Annotated in this window: 14 protein-coding genes, 1 tRNA gene and 3 rRNA genes; 13 read left to right on the top strand and 5 right to left on the bottom strand. The window is 52.8% G+C overall.

Going from position 1 to position 21365, the window contains the following annotated elements; all coding sequences use genetic code 11:
• Positions 1–19: 19 nt before the first annotated feature.
• Positions 20–508 carry a transcription/translation regulatory transformer protein RfaH gene (gene rfaH, locus AAGQ96_RS20465; RefSeq protein WP_147200237.1) on the bottom strand — a complete coding sequence of 163 codons (489 nt, stop codon included), beginning with the start codon at positions 506–508 and terminating at the stop codon, positions 20–22.
• Between the two features lie 292 nt (positions 509–800).
• Here rfaH and ubiD point away from each other — a divergent pair, with 292 nt between their 5' ends.
• The gene (gene ubiD / locus AAGQ96_RS20460; protein WP_147200236.1) at positions 801–2303 is read left to right on the top strand and encodes a 4-hydroxy-3-polyprenylbenzoate decarboxylase; all 1503 of its coding nucleotides are present in this window, start codon (positions 801–803) and stop codon (positions 2301–2303) included.
• Positions 2304–2324: 21 nt separating this feature from the next.
• Complete coding sequence (fre, locus tag AAGQ96_RS20455; protein ID WP_147200235.1) at positions 2325–3026, top strand: NAD(P)H-flavin reductase; 702 nt, start codon at positions 2325–2327, stop codon at positions 3024–3026.
• 55 nt (positions 3027–3081) lie between these two features.
• Here fre and fadA read toward each other — a convergent pair whose 3' ends face one another.
• Positions 3082–4245 carry an acetyl-CoA C-acyltransferase FadA gene (gene fadA / locus AAGQ96_RS20450; protein WP_342754440.1) on the bottom strand — a complete coding sequence of 388 codons (1164 nt, stop codon included), beginning with the start codon at positions 4243–4245 and terminating at the stop codon, positions 3082–3084.
• Between the two features lie 10 nt (positions 4246–4255).
• Positions 4256–6442, bottom strand: coding sequence for a fatty acid oxidation complex subunit alpha FadB (gene fadB, locus AAGQ96_RS20445; protein WP_342754439.1), 2187 nt, complete (start codon positions 6440–6442; stop codon positions 4256–4258).
• Between the two features lie 179 nt (positions 6443–6621).
• Here fadB and pepQ point away from each other — a divergent pair, with 179 nt between their 5' ends.
• The 10 genes from pepQ to birA all read left to right on the top strand — a co-directional run bounded on the left by pepQ (position 6622) and on the right by birA (position 18442).
• A complete protein-coding gene (gene pepQ, locus AAGQ96_RS20440) occupies positions 6622–7953 on the top strand; it encodes a Xaa-Pro dipeptidase (protein WP_147200232.1) in 1332 nt (443 codons plus the stop codon).
• Positions 7953–8564 carry an IMPACT family protein gene (locus tag AAGQ96_RS20435; RefSeq protein WP_342754438.1) on the top strand — a complete coding sequence of 204 codons (612 nt, stop codon included), beginning with the start codon at positions 7953–7955 and terminating at the stop codon, positions 8562–8564. The genes pepQ and AAGQ96_RS20435 overlap by 1 nt, the downstream gene beginning before the upstream one ends.
• A gap of 118 nt (positions 8565–8682) precedes the next feature.
• Positions 8683–10134 carry a Trk system potassium transporter TrkH gene (gene trkH / locus AAGQ96_RS20430; protein WP_147200230.1) on the top strand — a complete coding sequence of 484 codons (1452 nt, stop codon included), beginning with the start codon at positions 8683–8685 and terminating at the stop codon, positions 10132–10134.
• A gap of 17 nt (positions 10135–10151) precedes the next feature.
• Positions 10152–10685 carry a menaquinone-dependent protoporphyrinogen IX dehydrogenase gene (gene hemG / locus AAGQ96_RS20425; protein ID WP_147200229.1) on the top strand — a complete coding sequence of 178 codons (534 nt, stop codon included), beginning with the start codon at positions 10152–10154 and terminating at the stop codon, positions 10683–10685.
• Positions 10686–11100: 415 nt separating this feature from the next.
• Positions 11101–12641: ribosomal RNA gene (locus AAGQ96_RS20420) — 16S ribosomal RNA — on the top strand.
• Between the two features lie 89 nt (positions 12642–12730).
• Positions 12731–12805: transfer RNA gene (locus tag AAGQ96_RS20415), tRNA-Glu, on the top strand.
• Positions 12806–13022: 217 nt separating this feature from the next.
• Positions 13023–15931, top strand: a 23S ribosomal RNA gene (locus tag AAGQ96_RS20410).
• A gap of 105 nt (positions 15932–16036) precedes the next feature.
• Positions 16037–16152, top strand: a 5S ribosomal RNA gene (gene rrf, locus AAGQ96_RS20405).
• Together the 16S, 23S and 5S rRNA genes with 1 tRNA gene alongside form the textbook arrangement of a ribosomal RNA operon.
• Before the next feature lie 290 nt (positions 16153–16442).
• Positions 16443–17480, top strand: coding sequence for a UDP-N-acetylmuramate dehydrogenase (gene murB / locus AAGQ96_RS20400; protein WP_147200228.1), 1038 nt, complete (start codon positions 16443–16445; stop codon positions 17478–17480).
• Positions 17477–18442 carry a bifunctional biotin--[acetyl-CoA-carboxylase] ligase/biotin operon repressor BirA gene (birA, locus tag AAGQ96_RS20395; RefSeq protein WP_342754437.1) on the top strand — a complete coding sequence of 322 codons (966 nt, stop codon included), beginning with the start codon at positions 17477–17479 and terminating at the stop codon, positions 18440–18442. The genes murB and birA overlap by 4 nt, the downstream gene beginning before the upstream one ends.
• 27 nt (positions 18443–18469) lie before the next feature.
• On the opposite strand, the gene AAGQ96_RS20390 is transcribed toward birA, so the two are convergent.
• Both AAGQ96_RS20390 and AAGQ96_RS20385 read right to left on the bottom strand, forming a co-directional pair.
• On the bottom strand, positions 18470–19291 hold the full coding sequence (locus tag AAGQ96_RS20390; RefSeq protein ID WP_147200226.1) for an alpha/beta hydrolase: 822 nt from the start codon (positions 19289–19291) through the stop codon (positions 18470–18472).
• A gap of 396 nt (positions 19292–19687) precedes the next feature.
• Entirely contained in the window at positions 19688–20596 is a 909-nt protein-coding gene (locus AAGQ96_RS20385; RefSeq protein WP_342754436.1) for a LysR family transcriptional regulator, read from the bottom strand.
• 125 nt (positions 20597–20721) lie between these two features.
• Between AAGQ96_RS20385 and AAGQ96_RS20380 the strand changes: the two genes are divergently transcribed.
• Positions 20722–21363, top strand: a complete 642-nt coding sequence (locus tag AAGQ96_RS20380) for a hydrolase (RefSeq protein ID WP_147200224.1) — start codon at positions 20722–20724, stop codon at positions 21361–21363.
• Positions 21364–21365 lie beyond the last annotated feature (2 nt).

Genomic DNA, 21365 nt, shown 5'->3' with positions numbered 1-21365 from the left:
AGCAGACGAAGCGGAACTGTCAGAGCTTCTGAAATTGCTTGTTGTCCATACTGCGAACGATTTGTTTATTCAGCAGATTCAGCAGCAGCATTGAGCGCGCTTCGCCATCCGGCTCGGTAAAGATCGCTTTCAACCCTTCAAACGCGCCTGCGGTGATCAATACTCTGTCGCCTGGCTGAGGAAGCTCGGGATCGGGCAGCGTTTCAATGGGTTGGGTCTGTAACGCTACGATCACATCCTGCGGCACAGTAGCAGGCAGGCTGCCAAAGCGAACGAAATGGCTGACGCCGCGCGTTGCGCTAATCGTTGTGGTGTGAATCGCTTCCGGATCGAATTCAATAAACAGATAATTCGGAAACAGCGGTTCGTTCACCTGGGTTCGCTTGCCGCGCACCAATTTCTCTAAGGCAATCATGGGGCTGAGGCAATGCACCGCCTGACGCTCAAGGTGTTCTTTCGCGCGAAGCATCTGACCACGTTTGCAATAAAGTAAATACCAGGATTCCATAACGTCACTTTGCAATTACAGGGGCGCTAAGAATAACAAAATTGCCGGGAGAGTTATAGCGACAAGCGGGCCAGTCAGGGGCTAATGATGCATTTCCGTAACAGGAAGTATTAAGATGATGCGCTTATTTACTGTAGTAATGATCGGATCGATATCGCGCCTTTCTTCCCGAATGCGTTTCTGAATCTGTTTTGTTTTCCTGATGCGTCCCGCATCCTGCCGCGAAAAACTAAGCAACATGCCTTAATCCTCCCTATAATGGCCGATTCACTGACCGTATTGATGAGAAGTCATGAAATACCACGACTTACGCGACTTCCTTTCTCTGCTGGAGCAGCGCGGGGAATTAAAACGCATTACGCAAGAGATCGATCCCGATCTGGAAATGACTGAAATCGCTGACCGCACCCTGCGGGCTGGCGGGCCGGCGTTGTTATTCGAAAATCCTAAGGGATACAGCATGCCGGTTCTGTGCAATCTGTTCGGTACGCCGGACCGCGTTGCACTGGGCATGGGACAGGAAGATGTCACCGCGTTACGTGACGTAGGCCGGCTGCTTGCTTTCCTGAAAGAACCCGAACCGCCGCGTGGATTCCGGGACTTCTTCGACAAGATGCCGCAGTGGAAGCAGGTATTAAATATGCCGACGAAGCGCCTGCGGGATGCACCCTGTCAGCAACAAGTTTGGCAGGGGGAAGAGGTCGACCTGACCCGTATTCCGGTGATGAAATGCTGGCCGGAAGATGCCGCGCCGCTCATCACATGGGGCCTGACCGTCACCCGTGGCCCGCATAAAGAGCGGCAGAATCTGGGTATCTATCGCCAGCAGGTGATTGGTAAGAACAAGCTGATTATGCGCTGGCTTTCCCATCGCGGCGGCGCGCTGGATTTTCAGGAATGGACACAGCAGCATCCCGGTGAACGCTTCCCGGTCTCTGTTGCGCTTGGTGCCGACCCGGCGACTATTCTTGGTGCCGTTACGCCGGTTCCTGATACGCTTTCCGAATACGCGTTTGCTGGCCTGCTGCGCGGCACGAAATCGGAAGTCGTAAAGTGTATTTCTAACGATCTGGAAGTTCCCGCCAGCGCCGAAATCGTGCTTGAAGGTTATATTGAGGCAGGCGAGATGGCGCCCGAAGGGCCCTATGGCGACCACACCGGTTACTATAATGAAATAGACAATTTCCCGGTATTCACCGTGACGCATATTACGCAACGTCGCGATGCCATTTATCATTCAACTTATACGGGCCGTCCGCCGGACGAACCTGCCGTATTGGGTGTGGCGCTGAACGAAGTTTTTGTCCCGATTCTGCAAAAACAGTTCCCGGAAATCGTTGATTTTTATCTGCCGCCGGAAGGGTGTTCATATCGCCTTGCGGTTGTCACCATAAAAAAACAGTACGCCGGGCACGCGAAACGCGTAATGATGGGCGTCTGGTCTTTTCTGCGGCAGTTTATGTACACCAAATTTGTTATCGTCTGTGATGATGACGTTAACGCGCGCGACTGGAATGATGTGATCTGGGCCATTACCACCCGAATGGATCCGGCCCGGGACACGGTTCTGGTGGAAAACACGCCGATCGATTATCTGGACTTCGCGTCGCCAGTTTCTGGCCTGGGTTCAAAAATGGGGCTGGATGCGACCAATAAGTGGCCGGGGGAAACCCACCGTGAATGGGGCCGCCCGATTCGTAAAGATCCTGCCGTTACGGCCCGGATCGATGCGATCTGGGATGAACTAGGCATCTTCAGTGAGACGCCCACGCGCAAAACTGCGCCCGGCAAATAACCGACCCGACAGAGGGAACGCATGACAACGTTAAGCTGTAAAGTGATCTCGGTAGAGGCAATAACCGATACCGTTTACCGAGTCCGCATGGTGCCTGAAGCTGATTTCAGCTTCCGGGCCGGTCAGTATTTGATGGTAGTGATGGATGAGCGCGACAAGCGCCCGTTTTCGCTGGCCTCAACGCCGATGGAAAAAGACATTATCGAATTGCATATTGGGGCTTCGGAGCTGAACCTCTATGCGATGGCGGTAATGGAACGTATTCAGGAACAGCGTACCATCACCGTGGATATTCCTCATGGTGATGCGTGGCTGCGTGAAGAGAGCGATCGTCCTCTGGTACTGATCGCGGGCGGAACAGGCTTCTCCTATGCCCGCTCTATTCTGCTTACCGCGCTGTCACAGCAGCCCGATCGCGATATTGCGCTCTATTGGGGCGGCCGCGAGCTGAAGCACCTTTATGATATGGATGAGCTGGAAGCGCTGGCGGTGAAGCATCCTAACCTGAAAATTATTCCTGTTGTTGAGCAGCCGGAGCCGGGTTGGGAAGGGCGCAACGGTACGGTATTGACGGCCGTCATGAATGATTACGCCAGCCTGGGTGACCACGACATCTATATTGCCGGACGCTTTGAGATGGCAAAAATCGCCCGCGAGCGTTTCTGTGCCGAGCGTGGCGCGAAAGAAGATCACATGTTTGGCGATGCTTTTGCCTTCATCTGACAATCACTGGGGCAGAGTGCTGCCCCAGTTATCGCTTTGTGTTCGGACACTTCTCTCAGGCTCGTTCCAATATTGTCGCTATCCCCTGCCCCAGGCCAATGCACATCGTTGCCAGGCCAAACTGGCTGTCGCGTCGCTCCATCAGATTTAATAAAGTCGTGGCGATCCTTGCGCCAGAGCAGCCCAGCGGGTGGCCGAGCGCTATCGCGCCGCCGTTCAGGTTTACTTTATTATCCAGCTCGTCCATCAGGCCCAGTTCCTGAATACAGGGCAGAACCTGTGCAGCAAAAGCTTCGTTAAATTCAAATACGTCAATATCACTGACCTCCAGTCCGGCTTTCTTTAATGCCAGTTTTGACGCCGGAACAGGGCCGAACCCCATCGTTGAAGGATCGCAGCCCACCACCGCCATGGCTTTAATCCAGGCTCGAGGCTTTAATCCCAGCTCACGCGCGCGGGTTTCGCTCATCAGCAACATGGCCGCAGCGCCGTCTGACAGCGCCGAAGAACTGCCCGCTGTTACCGTACCGTTCACCGGGTCAAAAGCGGGCCGCAGGGCGGCAAGTGTAGAAACTGACGTTTCCGCGCGGATTACTTCATCTATCTCATAGCGTTTAAGTATGCCATCGGCATCATGGCCGCTGGTCGGTACGATTTCGCTGGTGAACTGACCGGCCAGAGTTGCAGCCCAGGCTCGCTGGTGCGAACGAGCGGCAAACTCGTCCTGCATCTCCCGACTAATCTGATACTTGCGCGCCAGCATTTCTGCGGTCAGTCCCATCATGCCGGCTGCTCTGGCGACGGTTTTCCCTAAGCCAGGATGAAAATCCACGCCGTGATTCATGGGTACATGCCCCATGTGTTCAACGCCGCCGATCAAACACGCGCCGGCATCGCCAACCATAATGGTACGTGCGGCGTCGTGCAGCGCCTGCATTGACGAACCGCAAAGACGGTTAACGGTGGTGGCCGGAACGTGGTGAGGAATTTCCGCCAACAAAGCGGCATTACGGGCAATGTTGAATCCCTGCTCAAGCGTTTGCTGGACGCAGCCCCAGTAAATATCGTCAAGGCTTTCTTCCGGCAGTGCCGGATTACGGCTTAATAATGCACGCATCAGATGCGCAGAAAGATCTTCCGCACGAACGTGGCGAAAAGCGCCGCCTTTGGAGCGACCCATTGGCGTGCGAACGGCATCAACAATGACAACTCTTTCCATTTTCTTTCCCTCACGCCGTTTTCAGGATGGCAGCACCGATCGGTTCTGCCTGTGGATACCAGCTTTCATCATGCTGCGCTTTTGCAGCCAGCAACGCAGGAACCTGGTAGAGTGCGCCCAGCGACTGGAAAGGTTCTGTCATATGCACAAACTGGCTGTTACCGAGCGTGTCCAGGTAACGGAATACTCCACCGTGGAAAGGAGGAAAACCTAATCCATAAACCAGTGCCATATCCGCTTCTGCGGGTGATGCAATAATGTTTTCTGCAAGGCAGCGCACGACTTCATTGATCATCGGGATCATCATGCGCGCAATGATCTCTTCATCACGGAATTCGCGCTGCGGCTGGCAGACGCTTTTCAAGAGTTCATCGACCACCGGATCGGCTTTTGGCAAAGATTTGCCTTTGCTGTCAGTTTCCCAGCGGTAAAAGCCGAGCTGGTTTTTTTGCCCAAAGCGTTTTGCGTCGAACAGCACATCCACGGCGTCGCGGTATTCTTTTTTCATGCGCTGCGGAAAGCCTTCGGCCATTACGCTCTGAGCATGATGAGCAGTATCCATACCCACCACGTCCAGCAGCCGGGCCGGACCCATCGGCCAGCCAAAGCGTTTTTCCATGACGTTATCGATTTGTCGAAAATCCGCGCCATCCCTCAGCAGCAGGCTGAAGCCAGAAAAATAGGGGAACAGCACACGGTTAACAAAGAAGCCCGGACAGTCGTTGACGATAATTGGCGTTTTGCCCATTTTGCTGGCCCAGGCGACCACTTTTGCCAGCGTCGTGTCTGAGGTTTGTTCGCCGCGAACCACTTCAACCAGCGGCATCCGATGCACCGGATTGAAGAAGTGCATGCCACAAAAGTTTTCAGGATGCGTCAGCGATTTAGCGAGCTGGCTAATTGGGATGGTTGACGTATTGGAAGCCAGAATCGCGCCCGGTTGCAGATGATGTTCGGTCTCAGCCAGCACTGAGGCTTTCACGTTGGCATTTTCCACCACGGCTTCTATAACGATATCGGCCCGGTCAAAACTCTCGTAGCTCAGCGTGGGCTGGATGGCGCCAAGAGTGGCAGCCAGCTTTATTCCATCAATTTTTCCGCGTTCAAGCTGTTTGTTCAGCAGCCTGGCGGCCTCTTTCATTCCCTGCTCCAGCGAGGCGGGGCTGATATCTTTCATGATCACCGGCACGCCTGTACTTGCTGACTGATAGGCGATACCGCCACCCATAATACCCGCGCCGAGAACGGCAGCCTGTTTTGGCGTTTCCACATCACGCGTCAGTTTTTTGGCTTTGGCTTTAATTGCCTGATCGTTAAGGAAAATGCCGACCAGCGCACGGGCTTCATCAGAACGAGCCAGCGGCACGAATGCCGCGGTTTCCAGCTTCAGTGCATCATCGCGATGCATTGTCGCCGCGGCTGCGATCGTATTTACCGCCTTGAGCGGTGCCGGATAATGTTTTCCAGCCGTTTGCAGCACCACGCCTTTGGCGATAGTGAAACACATCGCGGCTTCTGTTTTGCTCAGTTTTAGCGGTTCAAGCTTTGGCTGGCGACGTTCGCGCCACGCCTGCTTACCGGCAATTGCCTCACGCAAAATGGCGATGGCCGCATTATGCAATTTATCGGCTGATACGACCGCATCGATCAGACCTACGGCCAGCGCTTTTTGCGCATCCAAATCTTTACCCGCCGCGATGATTTCCAATGCGCTATCGGCACCCAACAGACGCGGCAGGCGAACAGAGCCGCCAAAACCGGGCATAATGCCAAGTTTGGTTTCAGGCAGGCCAATGCGGGCATCCGGCGTGGCAATGCGGAAATCCGTAGCAAGCACGCATTCGCAGCCGCCGCCCAGTGCGTAGCCCTGAATGGCGGAAAGCGTGGGGACCGGTAAATCCTCAAGACGGTTAAAAATACTGTTTGCAAAGCCCAGCCAGTGCGTCAGTTTTTCGGCAGGGGCCGCGAACAGTGACAAAAACTCTGTGATATCAGCACCGACAATAAATGCAGGTTTGCGGGAGCTCAGCAGCAGCGCTTTCAGCGATGGTTGCTGCTCCAGCACTGCAATCGCCTCACCGAGACTGGCGACGGTTCGGGTATCCAGCTTGTTGACCGAGCCGGGCGCGTCGAAAACGAGTTCCGCAATGCCATCGTCCAGCCAGTTCAAGGTCAGGGTCTCACCTTGGTAGAGCATAATCATCTCCTGAAGCCATGCTAAGGGAATCTGGTCATACCAGATGATCGAGAGTGTGGAATTTATGTTAATTATTTGCAAACCAGACTTTGCTTATTTGCAGGCAAGATCACAGGCGTCGCAAAACCGCAGGCCGTGATAAGATGCGCTCACTTTGGTGATAACGTGGAGGCAGAATTATGGAATCGTTGGGCGCCCTTTATCAGGACCATATCAAGACATTACAGGCGCGGACACAACAGGTACTGGCACGCTTTGAACTGGATGCGATGCTGATCCACTCCGGGGAACTCTTGACGGTTTTCCTGGACGACCATGACTATCCGTTTAAGGTTAACCCGCAGTTTAAAGCCTGGGTGCCGGTGACCAGCGTGCCGAACTGCTGGCTGTGGGTGGATGGCGTCAACAAGCCTAAACTCTGGTTTTATTCACCTGTCGATTACTGGCATAACGTAGAACCGCTGCCGCAAAGTTTCTGGACGGATGAGATCGAGATTGTGGCGTTGAAAAACGCCGCCGAGATTGGACACCTGCTTCCTGCTCAACGGCAGAATGTTGCTTATATCGGGCCCACGCCTGAACGTGCCTTGCAGCTTGGCATCAAAGCTGACCAGATCAACCCGAAAGGGGCCATTGATTTCCTGCATTATCATCGCTCATATAAGACGGATTACGAACTGTACTGCATGCGTGAAGCGCAAAAAACGGCGGTGATCGGTCATCGGGCGGCGAAAGAAGCCTTCCTTTCTGGCATGAGCGAATTTGATATCAACGTTGCGTATCTCAGCGCGACCGGACACCGCGATATTGATGTGCCTTACGGCAATATCATTGCCCTGAACGAGCATGCTGCTGTCCTGCACTACACTAAACTCGACCATTTGCCTCCTGAACAGTCACGCAGCTTCCTGATTGATGCGGGTACCGAATATAACGGTTACGCGGCAGACTTAACGCGAACGTATGCGGCGCATGGCGACAGTGAGTATGCTCAGCTCATTCGCGATATGAATGACGAGGAGCTGGCGCTGATAGCTACGCTGAAGGCGGGCGTACGTTACACCGAATATCATCAGCAAATGCATCAGCGTATTGCGAAGCTGCTGTTAAAACATCAGCTGGTGAAAGGTCTCAGTGAAGAGGCCATGGTCGCGGAGAATCTGACCGGGCCGTTTATGCCGCATGGCGTGGGCCATCCTCTGGGATTACAGGTACATGATGTCGCTGGCTTTATGCAGGACGACAGCGGTACACATCTGGCTGCGCCACAGCAATATCCTTACCTGCGCTGCACGCGGATCCTGGAACCTCGTATGGTGGTGACTATCGAGCCGGGCATCTACTTTATTGAATCCCTGCTTGCACCATGGCGCGAAGGGAAGTTCAGCCCGCATTTCGACTGGGCACGAATTGATGCGTTGAAGCCTTATGGCGGGATTCGTATTGAAGACAACGTGATCATCCGTGAGCAGGGCGTGGAAAATATGACCCGGGATCTGAAGCTGGACTAATGGACGCTTACGACATCCCCGCCGGGCTTTTCAGCTTCAGCGAGGAAATTAAAAAAAGCCGCTTTATTACGCTGTTAGCGCATACTGATGGCGTTGAGGCGGCACGCGCTTTCGTTCAGCAGATCAAAAGTGAGCATCCTTCTGCCCGGCATCATTGCTGGGCCTGGGTGGCAGGCGCACCTGCGGATTCGCAACAGCTTGGATTTTCGGATGACGGCGAACCTTCCGGGACCGCAGGGAAACCGATGCTTGCTCAGCTAATGGGAAACAACATCGGCGAAATTACAGCCGTAGTCGTACGCTATTATGGCGGCATTCAGCTGGGGACCGGTGGGCTGGTTAAAGCCTATGGCGGCGGCGTGCAGCAGGCATTGAAAGGCTTGCCTCGCCAGCAGAAGGTGCCAATGCTGACGTTTACGCTCTCCGTGGACTATGCGCAGCTGGCTGAAATAGAAAGAATGGTTGCGCGTTTTCAGGGAGTTATGTTGAACAGCGAGTTCTTACAGTGCGTTTCGCTGACGCTGGCCTTACCGCATGCCCAGGTTGCTGGCTTTACGCAAAATCTTACGGATTTCAGCAGAGGGACGCTGCATCTGACCTCAGTCAGGTAGCTACTGATTAAACAGCGTTAATCCAGGCGTGACTCGCCGCAGGCAACATTTATCCCGTCGGGGAGAACGCATCAGGATCCCCGTCAAACATACATACTGTCAGGAAAGGAACGGCTGCATGCATTTTCGTGCCATTACCCGCATTGTGGGTTTACTGGTCATTTTGTTCTCGGGAACGATGATCGTTCCGGGGCTGGTGGCGTTGATCTACCGTGACGGCGCCGGGCGTGCCTTTACCCAGACCTTCTTTATGGCGCTGCTGATTGGCTCATTGCTGTGGTGGCCTAACCGCAAACAAAAAAGCGAGCTGAAACCCCGGGAAGGCTTTCTGATTGTCGTACTGTTCTGGACCGTTCTGGGCAGCGTAGGGGCCATGCCGTTTATCTTTGCTGAACATCCCAATCTTTCGGTGACAGACGCGTTTTTTGAATCTTTCTCCGGCCTGACGACCACGGGCGCCACGACGCTGGTGGGGCTGGACTCTTTACCAAAAGCCATTCTTTTCTACCGGCAAATGCTGCAATGGTTGGGCGGGATGGGGATCATCGTGCTGGCGGTGGCTATCCTGCCGATTTTGGGCGTTGGGGGTATGCAGCTTTATCGTGCGGAAATGCCGGGTCCATTAAAAGACAATAAGATGCGGCCACGTATCGCCGAAACGGCGAAAACCTTATGGCTCATCTACGTGCTGCTGACGGTCATATGCGCCATATCGCTCTGGCTGGCGGGTATGCCACTGTTCGATGCCATTGGTCATAGCTTTTCTACTATCGCTATTGGCGGATTCTCTACGCACGATGCCAGCATCGGCTTTTTCCATAGCTCGACAATCAATACTATTATTGCTGTCTTCCTGCTGATCTCCGGTTGTAACTATGGTCTGCATTTCACGCTGCTAAGCGGCCGTAATTTACGCGTTTACTGGCGCGATCCGGAATTCAGGATGTTTATCGGCGTACAGCTTACGCTGGTCGTCATCTGTACGCTGGTACTTTGGTTTCACAACGTTTATCAAAGTGGGATGCAGACGCTTAACCAGGCGTTCTTCCAGGTAGTATCAATGGCGACCACCGCAGGTTTTACCACGGACAGCATTGCGCGTTGGCCACTCTTCCTGCCGGTACTGCTCCTTTGTTCGGCTTTTATTGGGGGTTGTGCAGGATCGACCGGTGGCGGACTGAAGGTAATCCGTATCTTGCTGCTGTTCAAACAGGGCTCGCGCGAATTGAAGCGTCTGGTGCATCCTAATGCCGTCTATACCATAAAGCTGGGGCAGCGAGCGTTACCGGAACGTATCCTCGAAGCCGTATGGGGATTCTTCTCCGCTTATGCGTTGGTATTCCTGCTAAGCATGCTGGCAATCATTGCAACGGGCGTGGATGACTTTTCTGCCTTTGCCGCAGTGGCGGCGACATTAAATAATTTGGGCCCAGGGCTGGGCGTAGTAGCGGACAACTTCACTACTATGAATGATACGGCGAAATGGATTTTGATCCTGACCATGTTGTTTGGTCGCCTTGAGGTCTTTACGCTGTTAGTCCTGTTTACGCCAACTTTCTGGCGCGAATAACTTAGGTTGAATGTTATATGAAAGCGTTAATCCTTTATTCCAGCCGCGATGGGCAAACTCGCGAAATCGCCTCTTATATAGCGAACAAGCTGAAAGAGCAGCAGGAGTGCGATGTAATGAACATCCTGCATGCTGATGCTGTTGACTGGACTAAGTACGATCGCGTGTTGATAGGCGCCTCAATTCGCTATGGTCACTTCCATCCAAAGGTGGAGAAATTTGTAAAACAGCATCTTAATGAACTCAGTAAGCGACCTTCGGGATTCTTCTCGGTTAACCTTACTGCCCGAAAACCAGAAAAACGCACGCCGCAGACCAATGCCTATACACGTAAGTTCCTGCTGGCTTCGCCATGGCAGCCAGAATGCTGCGCTGTCTTTGCCGGAGCGCTGCGTTATCCACGTTACGGCTTCTTCGATCGCATTATGATTCAGCTTATTATGCGTATGACCGGCGGCGAGACCGATGCCAGTAAAGAAGTTGAGTATACGGATTGGGAACAGGTGGGTCGTTTTACCCATGAATTTGCTGCATTATCAGGCAAAGTGTAGGCAAAAGAGCCGCTTTGTTGAAAAAAGAGGCTGTCAGTCATTTATTTGTAATAAACGCTTGTCAGCCGGCGAGAACTCCCTATAATGCGCAACCACTGAGACGGCACAACGGCTTACAGCCCGCCGGTTCAGGAGGTTCAGGAAGCTGAATCGCCGGAGAAAAACTTCTCAAAAAGAAGTTGACTCTGAAGGAGGAAAGCGTAATATACGCCACCTCGCGACAGGAAGCTAAGGCACTGTTCGCAACGCTCTTTAACAATTTATCAGACAATCTGTGTGGGCACTCGCAGGATTGATATCAGACACCTTCGGGTGTCAAAAAAATATCAAGTCTTAAGAGTGAACACATAATGAAAATTCATTATGACGTTTTACACTTGAGCATCGCTGCACTTGTTGCAGCAAATCGAACTTTTAATTGAAGAGTTTGATCATGGCTCAGATTGAACGCTGGCGGCAGGCCTAACACATGCAAGTCGAACGGTAGCACAGAGAGCTTGCTCTTGGGTGACGAGTGGCGGACGGGTGAGTAATGTCTGGGGATCTGCCTGACAGAGGGGGATAACTACTGGAAACGGTAGCTAATACCGCATAACCTCGCAAGAGCAAAGAGGGGGACCTTCGGGCCTCTCGCTGTCAGATGAACCCAGATGGGATTAGCTAGTAGGTGGGGTAATGGCTCACCTAGGCGACGATCCCTAGCTGGTCTGAGAGGATGACCAGCCACACTGGAACTGAGACACGGTCCAGACTCCTACGGGAGGCAGCAGTGGGGAATATTGCACAATGGGCGCAAGCCTGATGCAGCCATGCCGCGTGTATGAAGAAGGCCTTCGGGTTGTAAAGTACTTTCAGCGGGGAGGAAGGTGTTGAGGTTAATAACCTCAGCAATTGACGTTACCCGCAGAAGAAGCACCGGCTAACTCCGTGCCAGCAGCCGCGGTAATACGGAGGGTGCAAGCGTTAATCGGAATTACTGGGCGTAAAGCGCACGCAGGCGGTCTGTCAAGTCAGATGTGAAATCCCCGGGCTTAACCTGGGAACTGCATTTGAAACTGGCAGGCTAGAGTCTTGTAGAGGGGGGTAGAATTCCAGGTGTAGCGGTGAAATGCGTAGAGATCTGGAGGAATACCGGTGGCGAAGGCGGCCCCCTGGACAAAGACTGACGCTCAGGTGCGAAAGCGTGGGGAGCAAACAGGATTAGATACCCTGGTAGTCCACGCCGTAAACGATGTCGACTTGGAGGTTGTTCCCTTGAGGAGTGGCTTCCGGAGCTAACGCGTTAAGTCGACCGCCTGGGGAGTACGGCCGCAAGGTTAAAACTCAAATGAATTGACGGGGGCCCGCACAAGCGGTGGAGCATGTGGTTTAATTCGATGCAACGCGAAGAACCTTACCTACTCTTGACATCCAGAGAACTTTCCAGAGATGGATTGGTGCCTTCGGGAACTCTGAGACAGGTGCTGCATGGCTGTCGTCAGCTCGTGTTGTGAAATGTTGGGTTAAGTCCCGCAACGAGCGCAACCCTTATCCTTTGTTGCCAGCACGTAATGGTGGGAACTCAAAGGAGACTGCCGGTGATAAACCGGAGGAAGGTGGGGATGACGTCAAGTCATCATGGCCCTTACGAGTAGGGCTACACACGTGCTACAATGGCGCATACAAAGAGAAGCGACCTCGCGAGAGCAAGCGGACCTCATAAAGTGCGTCGTAGTCCGGATCGGAGTCTGCAACTCGACTCCGTGAAGTCGGAATCGCTAGTAATCGTGGATCAGAATGCCACGGTGAATACGTTCCCGGGCCTTGTACACACCGCCCGTCACACCATGGGAGTGGGTTGCAAAAGAAGTAGGTAGCTTAACCTTCGGGAGGGCGCTTACCACTTTGTGATTCATGACTGGGGTGAAGTCGTAACAAGGTAACCGTAGGGGAACCTGCGGTTGGATCACCTCCTTACCTGAAGATACCTTCCCGCGCAGTGCTCACACAGATTGTCTGATAGAAACGTTAGAGCAAGACGGCTGCGAAGTCGTGACACTATCCGTGTCCCCTTCGTCTAGCGGTTAGGACTCCGCCCTTTCACGGCGGCAACAGGGGTTCGAATCCCCTAGGGGACGCCACTTGCTTGGTGACAGGTGAAAGGTGTCTCCACAAAGTATCTCAAAACTGGCTTACGAGCTACGTTTGAGATATTTGCTCTTTAACAATCCGGAACAAGCTGAAAATTGAAACGACACGTCGTGTTTATCCTCCGTAATAAGGATAAACAAAACGATGTGTTCGAGTCTCTCAAATGCTTACAACAGCAGTGTCTTTCGGGACGCTTGTGGGTTGTGAGGTTAAGTGACTAAGCGTACACGGTGGATGCCCTGGCAGTCAGAGGCGATGAAGGGCGTGCTAATCTGCGATAAGCGTCGGTAAGGTGATATGAACCGCAACAACCGACGATACCCGAATGGGGAAACCCGGTGCACTACGGTGCATCATCGCAACATGAATACATAGTGTTGCGAGGCGAACCTGGGGAACTGAAACATCTAAGTACCCAGAGGAAAAGAAATCAACCGAGATTCCCCCAGTAGCGGCGAGCGAACGGGGAACAGCCCAGAACCTGAATCAGTTTGTGCATTAGTGGAAGCGTCTGGAAAGTCGCAGGGTACAGGGTGATACTCCCGTACACAAAAATGCACTTGCTGTGAGTTCGATGAGTAGGGCGGGACACGTGATATCCTGTCTGAATATGGGGGGACCATCCTCCAAGGCTAAATACTCCTGACTGACCGATAGTGAACCAGTACCGTGAGGGAAAGGCGAAAAGAACCCCGGCGAGGGGAGTGAAACAGAACCTGAAACCGTGTACGTACAAGCAGTGGGAGCCTTGATTTATCAGGGTGACTGCGTACCTTTTGTATAATGGGTCAGCGACTTATATTCTGTAGCAAGGTTAACCGTATAGGGGAGCCGCAGGGAAACCGAGTCTTAACTGGGCGTTAAGTTGCAGGGTATAGACCCGAAACCCGGTGATCTAGCCATGGGCAGGTTGAAGGTTGGGTAACACTAACTGGAGGACCGAACCGACTAATGTTGAAAAATTAGCGGATGACTTGTGGCTGGGGGTGAAAGGCCAATCAAACCGGGAGATAGCTGGTTCTCCCCGAAAGCTATTTAGGTAGCGCCTCGTGAACTCATCTTCGGGGGTAGAGCACTGTTTCGGCTAGGGGGCCATCCCGGCTTACCAACCCGATGCAAACTGCGAATACCGAAGAATGTTATCACGGGAGACACACGGCGGGTGCTAACGTCCGTCGTGAAGAGGGAAACAACCCAGACCGCCAGCTAAGGTCCCAAAGTCATGGTTAAGTGGGAAACGATGTGGGAAGGCACAGACAGCCAGGATGTTGGCTTAGAAGCAGCCATCATTTAAAGAAAGCGTAATAGCTCACTGGTCGAGTCGGCCTGCGCGGAAGATGTAACGGGGCTAAACCATGCACCGAAGCTGCGGCAGCGACACTATGTGTTGTTGGGTAGGGGAGCGTTCTGTAAGCCGTTGAAGGTGGACTGTGAGGTCTGCTGGAGGTATCAGAAGTGCGAATGCTGACATAAGTAACGATAAAGCGGGTGAAAAGCCCGCTCGCCGGAAGACCAAGGGTTCCTGTCCAACGTTAATCGGGGCAGGGTGAGTCGACCCCTAAGGCGAGGCCGAAAGGCGTAGTCGATGGGAAACAGGTTAATATTCCTGTACTCGGTGTTACTGCGAAGGGGGGACGGAGAAGGCTATGTTGGCCGGGCGACGGTTGTCCCGGTTTAAGCGTGTAGGCTTGAGTTCCAGGCAAATCCGGAACTCTTTAAGGCTGAGGCGTGATGACGAGGCACTACGGTGCTGAAGTAACAAATGCCCTGCTTCCAGGAAAAGCCTCTAAGCATCAGGTAACACAGAATCGTACCCCAAACCGACACAGGTGGTCAGGTAGAGAATACCAAGGCGCTTGAGAGAACTCGGGTGAAGGAACTAGGCAAAATGGTGCCGTAACTTCGGGAGAAGGCACGCTGGCGCGTAGGTGAAGGGACTTGCTCCCGGAGCTGAAGCCAGTCGAAGATACCAGCTGGCTGCAACTGTTTATTAAAAACACAGCACTGTGCAAACACGAAAGTGGACGTATACGGTGTGACGCCTGCCCGGTGCCGGAAGGTTAATTGATGGGGTTATCCGTAAGGAGAAGCTCTTGATCGAAGCCCCGGTAAACGGCGGCCGTAACTATAACGGTCCTAAGGTAGCGAAATTCCTTGTCGGGTAAGTTCCGACCTGCACGAATGGCGTAATGATGGCCAGGCTGTCTCCACCCGAGACTCAGTGAAATTGAACTCGCTGTGAAGATGCAGTGTACCCGCGGCAAGACGGAAAGACCCCGTGAACCTTTACTACAGCTTGACACTGAACATTGAGCCTTGATGTGTAGGATAGGTGGGAGGCTTTGAAGCGTGGACGCCAGTCTGCGTGGAGCCAACCTTGAAATACCACCCTTTAACGTTTGATGTTCTAACCTGGCGCCGTAATCCGGCGTGGGGACAGTGTCTGGTGGGTAGTTTGACTGGGGCGGTCTCCTCCCAAAGAGTAACGGAGGAGCACGAAGGTCAGCTAATCACGGTCGGACATCGTGAGGTTAGTGCAATGGCATAAGCTGGCTTGACTGCGAGAGTGACGGCTCGAGCAGGTGCGAAAGCAGGTCATAGTGATCCGGTGGTTCTGAATGGAAGGGCCATCGCTCAACGGATAAAAGGTACTCCGGGGATAACAGGCTGATACCGCCCAAGAGTTCATATCGACGGCGGTGTTTGGCACCTCGATGTCGGCTCATCACATCCTGGGGCTGAAGTAGGTCCCAAGGGTACGGCTGTTCGCCGTTTAAAGTGGTACGCGAGCTGGGTTTAGAACGTCGTGAGACAGTTCGGTCCCTATCTGCCGTGGGCGCTGGAGAATTGAGAGGGGTTGCTCCTAGTACGAGAGGACCGGAGTGAACGCACCACTGGTGTTCGGGTTGTCATGCCAATGGCACTGCCCGGTAGCTAAGTGCGGAAAAGATAAGCGCTGAAAGCATCTAAGCGCGAAACTTGCCTCGAGATGAGTTCTCCCTGTGGCTTTAAGCCACCTGAAGGGACGTTGAAGACTACGACGTTGATAGGCCGGGTGTGTAAGCGCAGCGATGCGTTGAGCTAACCGGTACTAATGACCCGTGAGGCTTAACCTTACAACGCCAGAAGCGTTCTGGTAGCGTTGAGAGACGCAAAGATTTTCAGCTTGTTAACCGGATAAATTTGCGCGGCCTTTATGGCGGCGTGAATAACAGAATTTGCCTGGCGGCTTTAGCGCGGTGGTCCCACCTGACCCCATGCCGAACTCAGAAGTGAAACGCCGTAGCGCCGATGGTAGTGTGGGGTCTCCCCATGCGAGAGTAGGGAACTGCCAGGCATCAAATTGCGATAACCCTGACCTCACGGTCAGGGTTTTTTGCGTTTGGGGCCAGAAAAGGTTAAGGCAGAAAAAATGCCCGCTTCCCGCAAATAAGTAGTCTTATGGTCGGCTGCGGCTCGTACTACCAGTACGTTCAGCGGCACCAGCCGATCGGGCTGGCCGTCTGTTTCAACACGGTTTTTCACTACTGCGGGACAGCCAGCTGATTAAACCCGGTAATAAATCATTCAGCGATACAGCCCTGAATCGGGTAAACTACGGGCAGTTAAAATTGTAAAGGTCGCCTCATGTCCAGCCCGATCCATTCCCTGAAACCCTTCAACACCTTCAATCTTGATGCCACTGCTCACTGTATTGTCATCGCAGAAACGGCGGAGGAATTAAGGGCTGCCTGGCAGAAAAGTCAGCAACAGCAACAGCCTGTTTTACTCTTAGGTGAAGGTAGTAATATCCTGTTTTTAGAAGACTTTCAGGGAACGGTTATCGTCAATCGTCTCAAAGGCATTAGCGCTCAGGAAAGCGAAAATGCATGGCATCTGCATGTAGGGGCTGGCGAAAACTGGCATCAGTTGGTCCAGTACACTCTGGAACATCATTTTCCAGGATTAGAAAACCTGGCGATGATCCCGGGATGTGTGGGTTCGGCACCGATTCAGAACATTGGTGCTTATGGCGTTGAACTGAAGAACGTTTGCGAGTATGTCGACATCCTGCATCTGTCTTCAGGAGACACACAGCGGCTTTCAGCAGAGGAATGCCGGTTTGGCTATCGGGATAGCATCTTCAAACATCAATATCAGACTGGATACGCGATTGTTGCCGTCGGCTTACAGCTTAGAAAGCAATGGCATCCGGTGGTCACTTATGGCGATTTGATTAAGTTATCACCTGAAAACGTCACGCCACGCCAGATTTACGATGCGGTTTGCCACATGCGCAGCAGTAAATTACCCAACCCCGCAGACGTCGGTAATGCCGGTAGTTTTTTCAAGAACCCGGTTGTATCTGCTGAACAGGCTCAATCTATTCTTGCTGAATATCCTGCCGCCCCCGTATATCCGCAAGCCGATGGCCGGGTCAAACTGGCGGCCGGATGGCTAATCGATCGCTGCGATCTCAAAGGACACAGCATAGGTGGCGCGGCGGTACATCGCCAGCAGGCCCTGGTTTTGATCAATAAAGATCGTGCAAACGGCAGTGATATTGTGGCGCTGGCGCATGAAGTGCGTCAGCGTGTAGGGAATAAATTTAACGTGTGGCTTGAACCCGAGGTGCGTTTTATCGGTGCACAGGGCGAAAAAGAGGCTGTCGGAGTTATCGCATGAAAGACAATACCGTTCCGCTAACCCTGATCGGCATCCTTGCTGATGGTGAATTTCATTCTGGTGAGCAGCTTGGCGAGCAGTTAGGAATGAGCCGTGCCGCCATCAATAAGCATATTCAAACTCTGAAGGACTGGGGTATTGACGTTTTTACCGTTACCGGCAAAGGCTACAGTCTGCCGTTACCCATCCAGCTGCTCAATGAGCAAACCATTGCTTCTCATCTGGATCATGGCCGGCTCGCGGTGATCCCAGTGATCGACTCGACGAACCAGTATTTACTGGAAAGAATGAACGAACTCCAGTCTGGCGATGCCTGCGTCGCGGAATATCAGCAGGCGGGAAGAGGGCGTCGCGGCAGGCAGTGGTTTTCACCTTTTGGATCTAACCTTTATCTTTCCATGTACTGGCGTCTGGAGCAGGGGCCGCTTGCTGCAATGGGGCTGAGTCTGGTAATTGGCATCGTCACAGCAGAAGTTTTACAGGCGCTTGGCGCAAGCGATGTCAGGGTTAAATGGCCAAATGACCTTTATCTGAAAGATCGCAAACTTGCCGGTATCCTGGTTGAATTAACAGGTAAAACCGGCGATGCCGCACAGATTGTAATTGGAACCGGGATCAATCTGGCAATGAATTCGCCCGACACTACCGTGGTTAATCAGGGATGGATTAATTTGCAGGAAGCGGGAGTGACTATCGATCGCAACAAGCTTGCCGCAAGCCTGGTAAACAAGATGCGTGAATCTTTGCAGCTGTTTGAACGCGAAGGGCTGGCACCTTTTATCGATCGCTGGAGCGAGCTGGATAATTTTATTAATCGGCCGGTAAAACTGCTGATTGGCGACCGCGAAATTTTGGGTATTGCACGCGGTATCGATCAGCAAGGTGGATTGATTCTGGAACAGGATGGCGTTCGTAAATCCTGGGTCGGCGGCGAAATTTCGCTGCGTCCCCAGCACGCTTAATAAGAGGGGCCAGGCCCCTCAACGCTCTCAGAGTGATTCAAGAAAAGTCAGCAGGTCTTCATTCAGCTGTTGCTGATGCGTTACGGCAAAGCCATGCGGTGCACCTTCATAGACTTTGAGCTGTGAACCTTTAATAGAAGCCGCTGCCAGCTTACCTGTGGCTTCGAAAGGCACCACCTGGTCGGCATCTCCATGAATAACCAGCGTTGGCACTGTGACTTTAGCGATGTCAGGACGGAAATCCGTCTCTGAGAAAGCAGTAACGCAGTCCAGCGTCCCTTTCAGCGAAGCCAGCAGGGCAATATTCAGCGTCTGGGCCAGCACCCCATCGGAAACGGTCATTCCTTTATTCAGGCCATAGAATGGCGTAGCGAAATCGCTAATAAACTGGGCACGATCTTTCAGTAATCCCTCTTTGATCCCATCAAAGACTGATTTCTCCACGCCTTCCGGATGGTCATCGGTTTTAATGAAGAAAGGCGTTACCGCACCTAATAAAGCCAGCGCGCGGACACGATCGCTGCCATAACGGCCGATGTAACGGGCCACATCGCCGCCGCCCATTGAAAAGCCCACCAGCGTCACGTCATGCAAATCCAGATGCTGGATCAGATCGTTGATATCTGAAGCGAAGGTATCGTAGTTATAGCCTTCCCAGGGCTGATCCGAGCGGCCAAAGCCACGTCGGTCAAAAGCAATCACGCGGTAGCCGCGCTCAGCGAGAAAATTTAGTTGACTGTCCCACATATCGGCGTCTAACGGCCAGCCGTGACTGAACAATACCGGTTTTCCTTTACCCCAATCTTTAAAATAAATTTGCGTGCCATCTTGTGTGTTGAATGTGCTCATGTTTATTTCCTTGGGTCGTGGTTGTTTTCGGTACAATAAACATAGCGCTCCTTTCTGCAGAATGATAAATCAGAATTCTTAACAAGTTGTTGAAAGATTCTCTGTAAGCTATCCCACTGACAAAACAAAAATTTCTGAACGACCCGCCAAATTCTTTCCGCTATCCGTAAACCTTTCCTTCTCTTATTGTCACTTCCAGCAGCTCAACATTCACCGGCGCGTGAAGCGCCAGCCGGGTAAATCCTGATGAATCACTCTCTGTCAGTACGATAAAAATACCTGCCTTAAGAAAGCCGTCGGAGAAATAACAAACTAAAAGCGCAGGTTGGGCCGGCAGGCCCGTGTTCCTTTCGCCAGCACCACTGGCGCTGTCAGAAAAGCGCGCCGCCAGACACTTTATGCCGTGTTATAGAGGGATTTCAGACCTTCAAAAGATTGCAGGTTATCTCGCCACCATTTTGCTGCATTGCCCGTCGCGTTTTCATTCCATGCCAGAAAAGCCTGATCGCGTCGGGCATCGCTATCCAGCCTGCGTTCAACCAGCTCACCGGTTTCCAGCCAGGGCGCCGCCAGATAACGCGGTAAAAAGCCGCAGCCCAGCCCGGCAAGATGCGCCTGCAATTTCGCATTAAAATCATGCACGCTTAACGTTTTTTGCTCATCCAGCACGCGTAAATCAGCGCCGACGCCGCGGTGGGAAGAGTCGTGAACCACTATTGCACGATACTGCCGAACCTGTTCGCGCAATAAGGGTTGAGGAAGCGAAGCCAGCGGATGATGCGGCGCGATAGCAAAGACATATTCCAGCCAGCCGATGGGAACCCAGCCGATCCCGCTGCGTGTTACCGGTTCCTGTATAGCGCCAAATACAATATCAGCATCACCATAACTCAACGCTTCCCAGCATCCTGCCAGCACATCCTGACGAAACAGCAGTTGCGTATGCTGATGCTGCTGGTAGAAGCGGTCAATGAGCGGCGTTAGCAGCGCAAAAGGCACCGCCGCGTCCACGCTGATAGTCAGCTTACTCTCCCAGCCACTTTCGACATATTGCGCCTGCTGCTCCAGTTCGCCCACCGCCCGTAATAATACCCGGCCTTTTTCCAGCATCAGACGGCCTGTCGGGGTAAAGGTTGCCCGATGCCCTGACCGGTCGAGCAGCTTGATATTCAGGTCGCTTTCCATCTTCTGCACCGTGTAGCTGAGTGCCGAAGCTGTTTTAAAAAGTCTGGCCGCAGCCGCAGCAAAGGTGCCGTGACGCTCCAGCGCATCCAGGATCAGCAGCGCTTCAAGGTTTAATCGCATTGTTTTCCCCAACCCAAAAATTGTTGAACAACAACCCAAAATCTTTCCGTTATCAAGAACGGTTCTTATTTCGTATTGTTTCACCACACAACGCAACAATTAATTAACGTAAAGAGGAAATCATCATGTCTAAACTCGACCTGCTCGACCCACAGAATTCTGCTCTGATTTTCATTGACCACCAGCCTCAGATGTCCTTTGGCGTTGCCAACATCGATCGCCAGCAGCTTAAAAATAACACCGTGGCATTAGCCAAAGCGGGCAAGATTTTTGACGTGCCGGTGATTTATACCTCGGTGGAAACGGAAAGTTTTAGCGGCTATATCTGGCCGGAACTGCTGGCGGTACACCCTGACGTGCAGCCGATTGAGCGTACTTCAATGAACTCCTGGGAAGATGCGGCATTTGTTAAAGCGGTGGAGGCGACCGGCCGTAAAAAGCTAATTATCTCTGCGCTGTGGACAGAAGTGTGTCTGACTTTCCCGGCGCTGATGGCGCTGAAAGCGGGTTACGAAGTCTATGCGGTGACCGATACGTCAGGCGGCACCAGCGTGGATGCCCATGAGCGTTCAATCGACCGCATCGTGCAGGCAGGTGCAGTACCGGTAACCTGGCAGCAGGTGCTGCTGGAGTACCAGCGCGACTGGGCCCGTAAGGAAACCTACGACGCGGTAATGGATCTGGTTCGTGAACACAGCGGTGCATACGGCATGGGCGTAGATTATGCCTACACCATGGTGCACAAAGCGCCAGCCCGCAAAGCTTGATC

The organism is Pantoea sp. MBD-2R, assembly GCF_039134845.1.
Taxonomy (GTDB): Bacteria; Pseudomonadota; Gammaproteobacteria; order Enterobacterales; family Enterobacteriaceae; genus Erwinia.
This window is presented reverse-complemented; position numbering and strand designations above follow the sequence as displayed.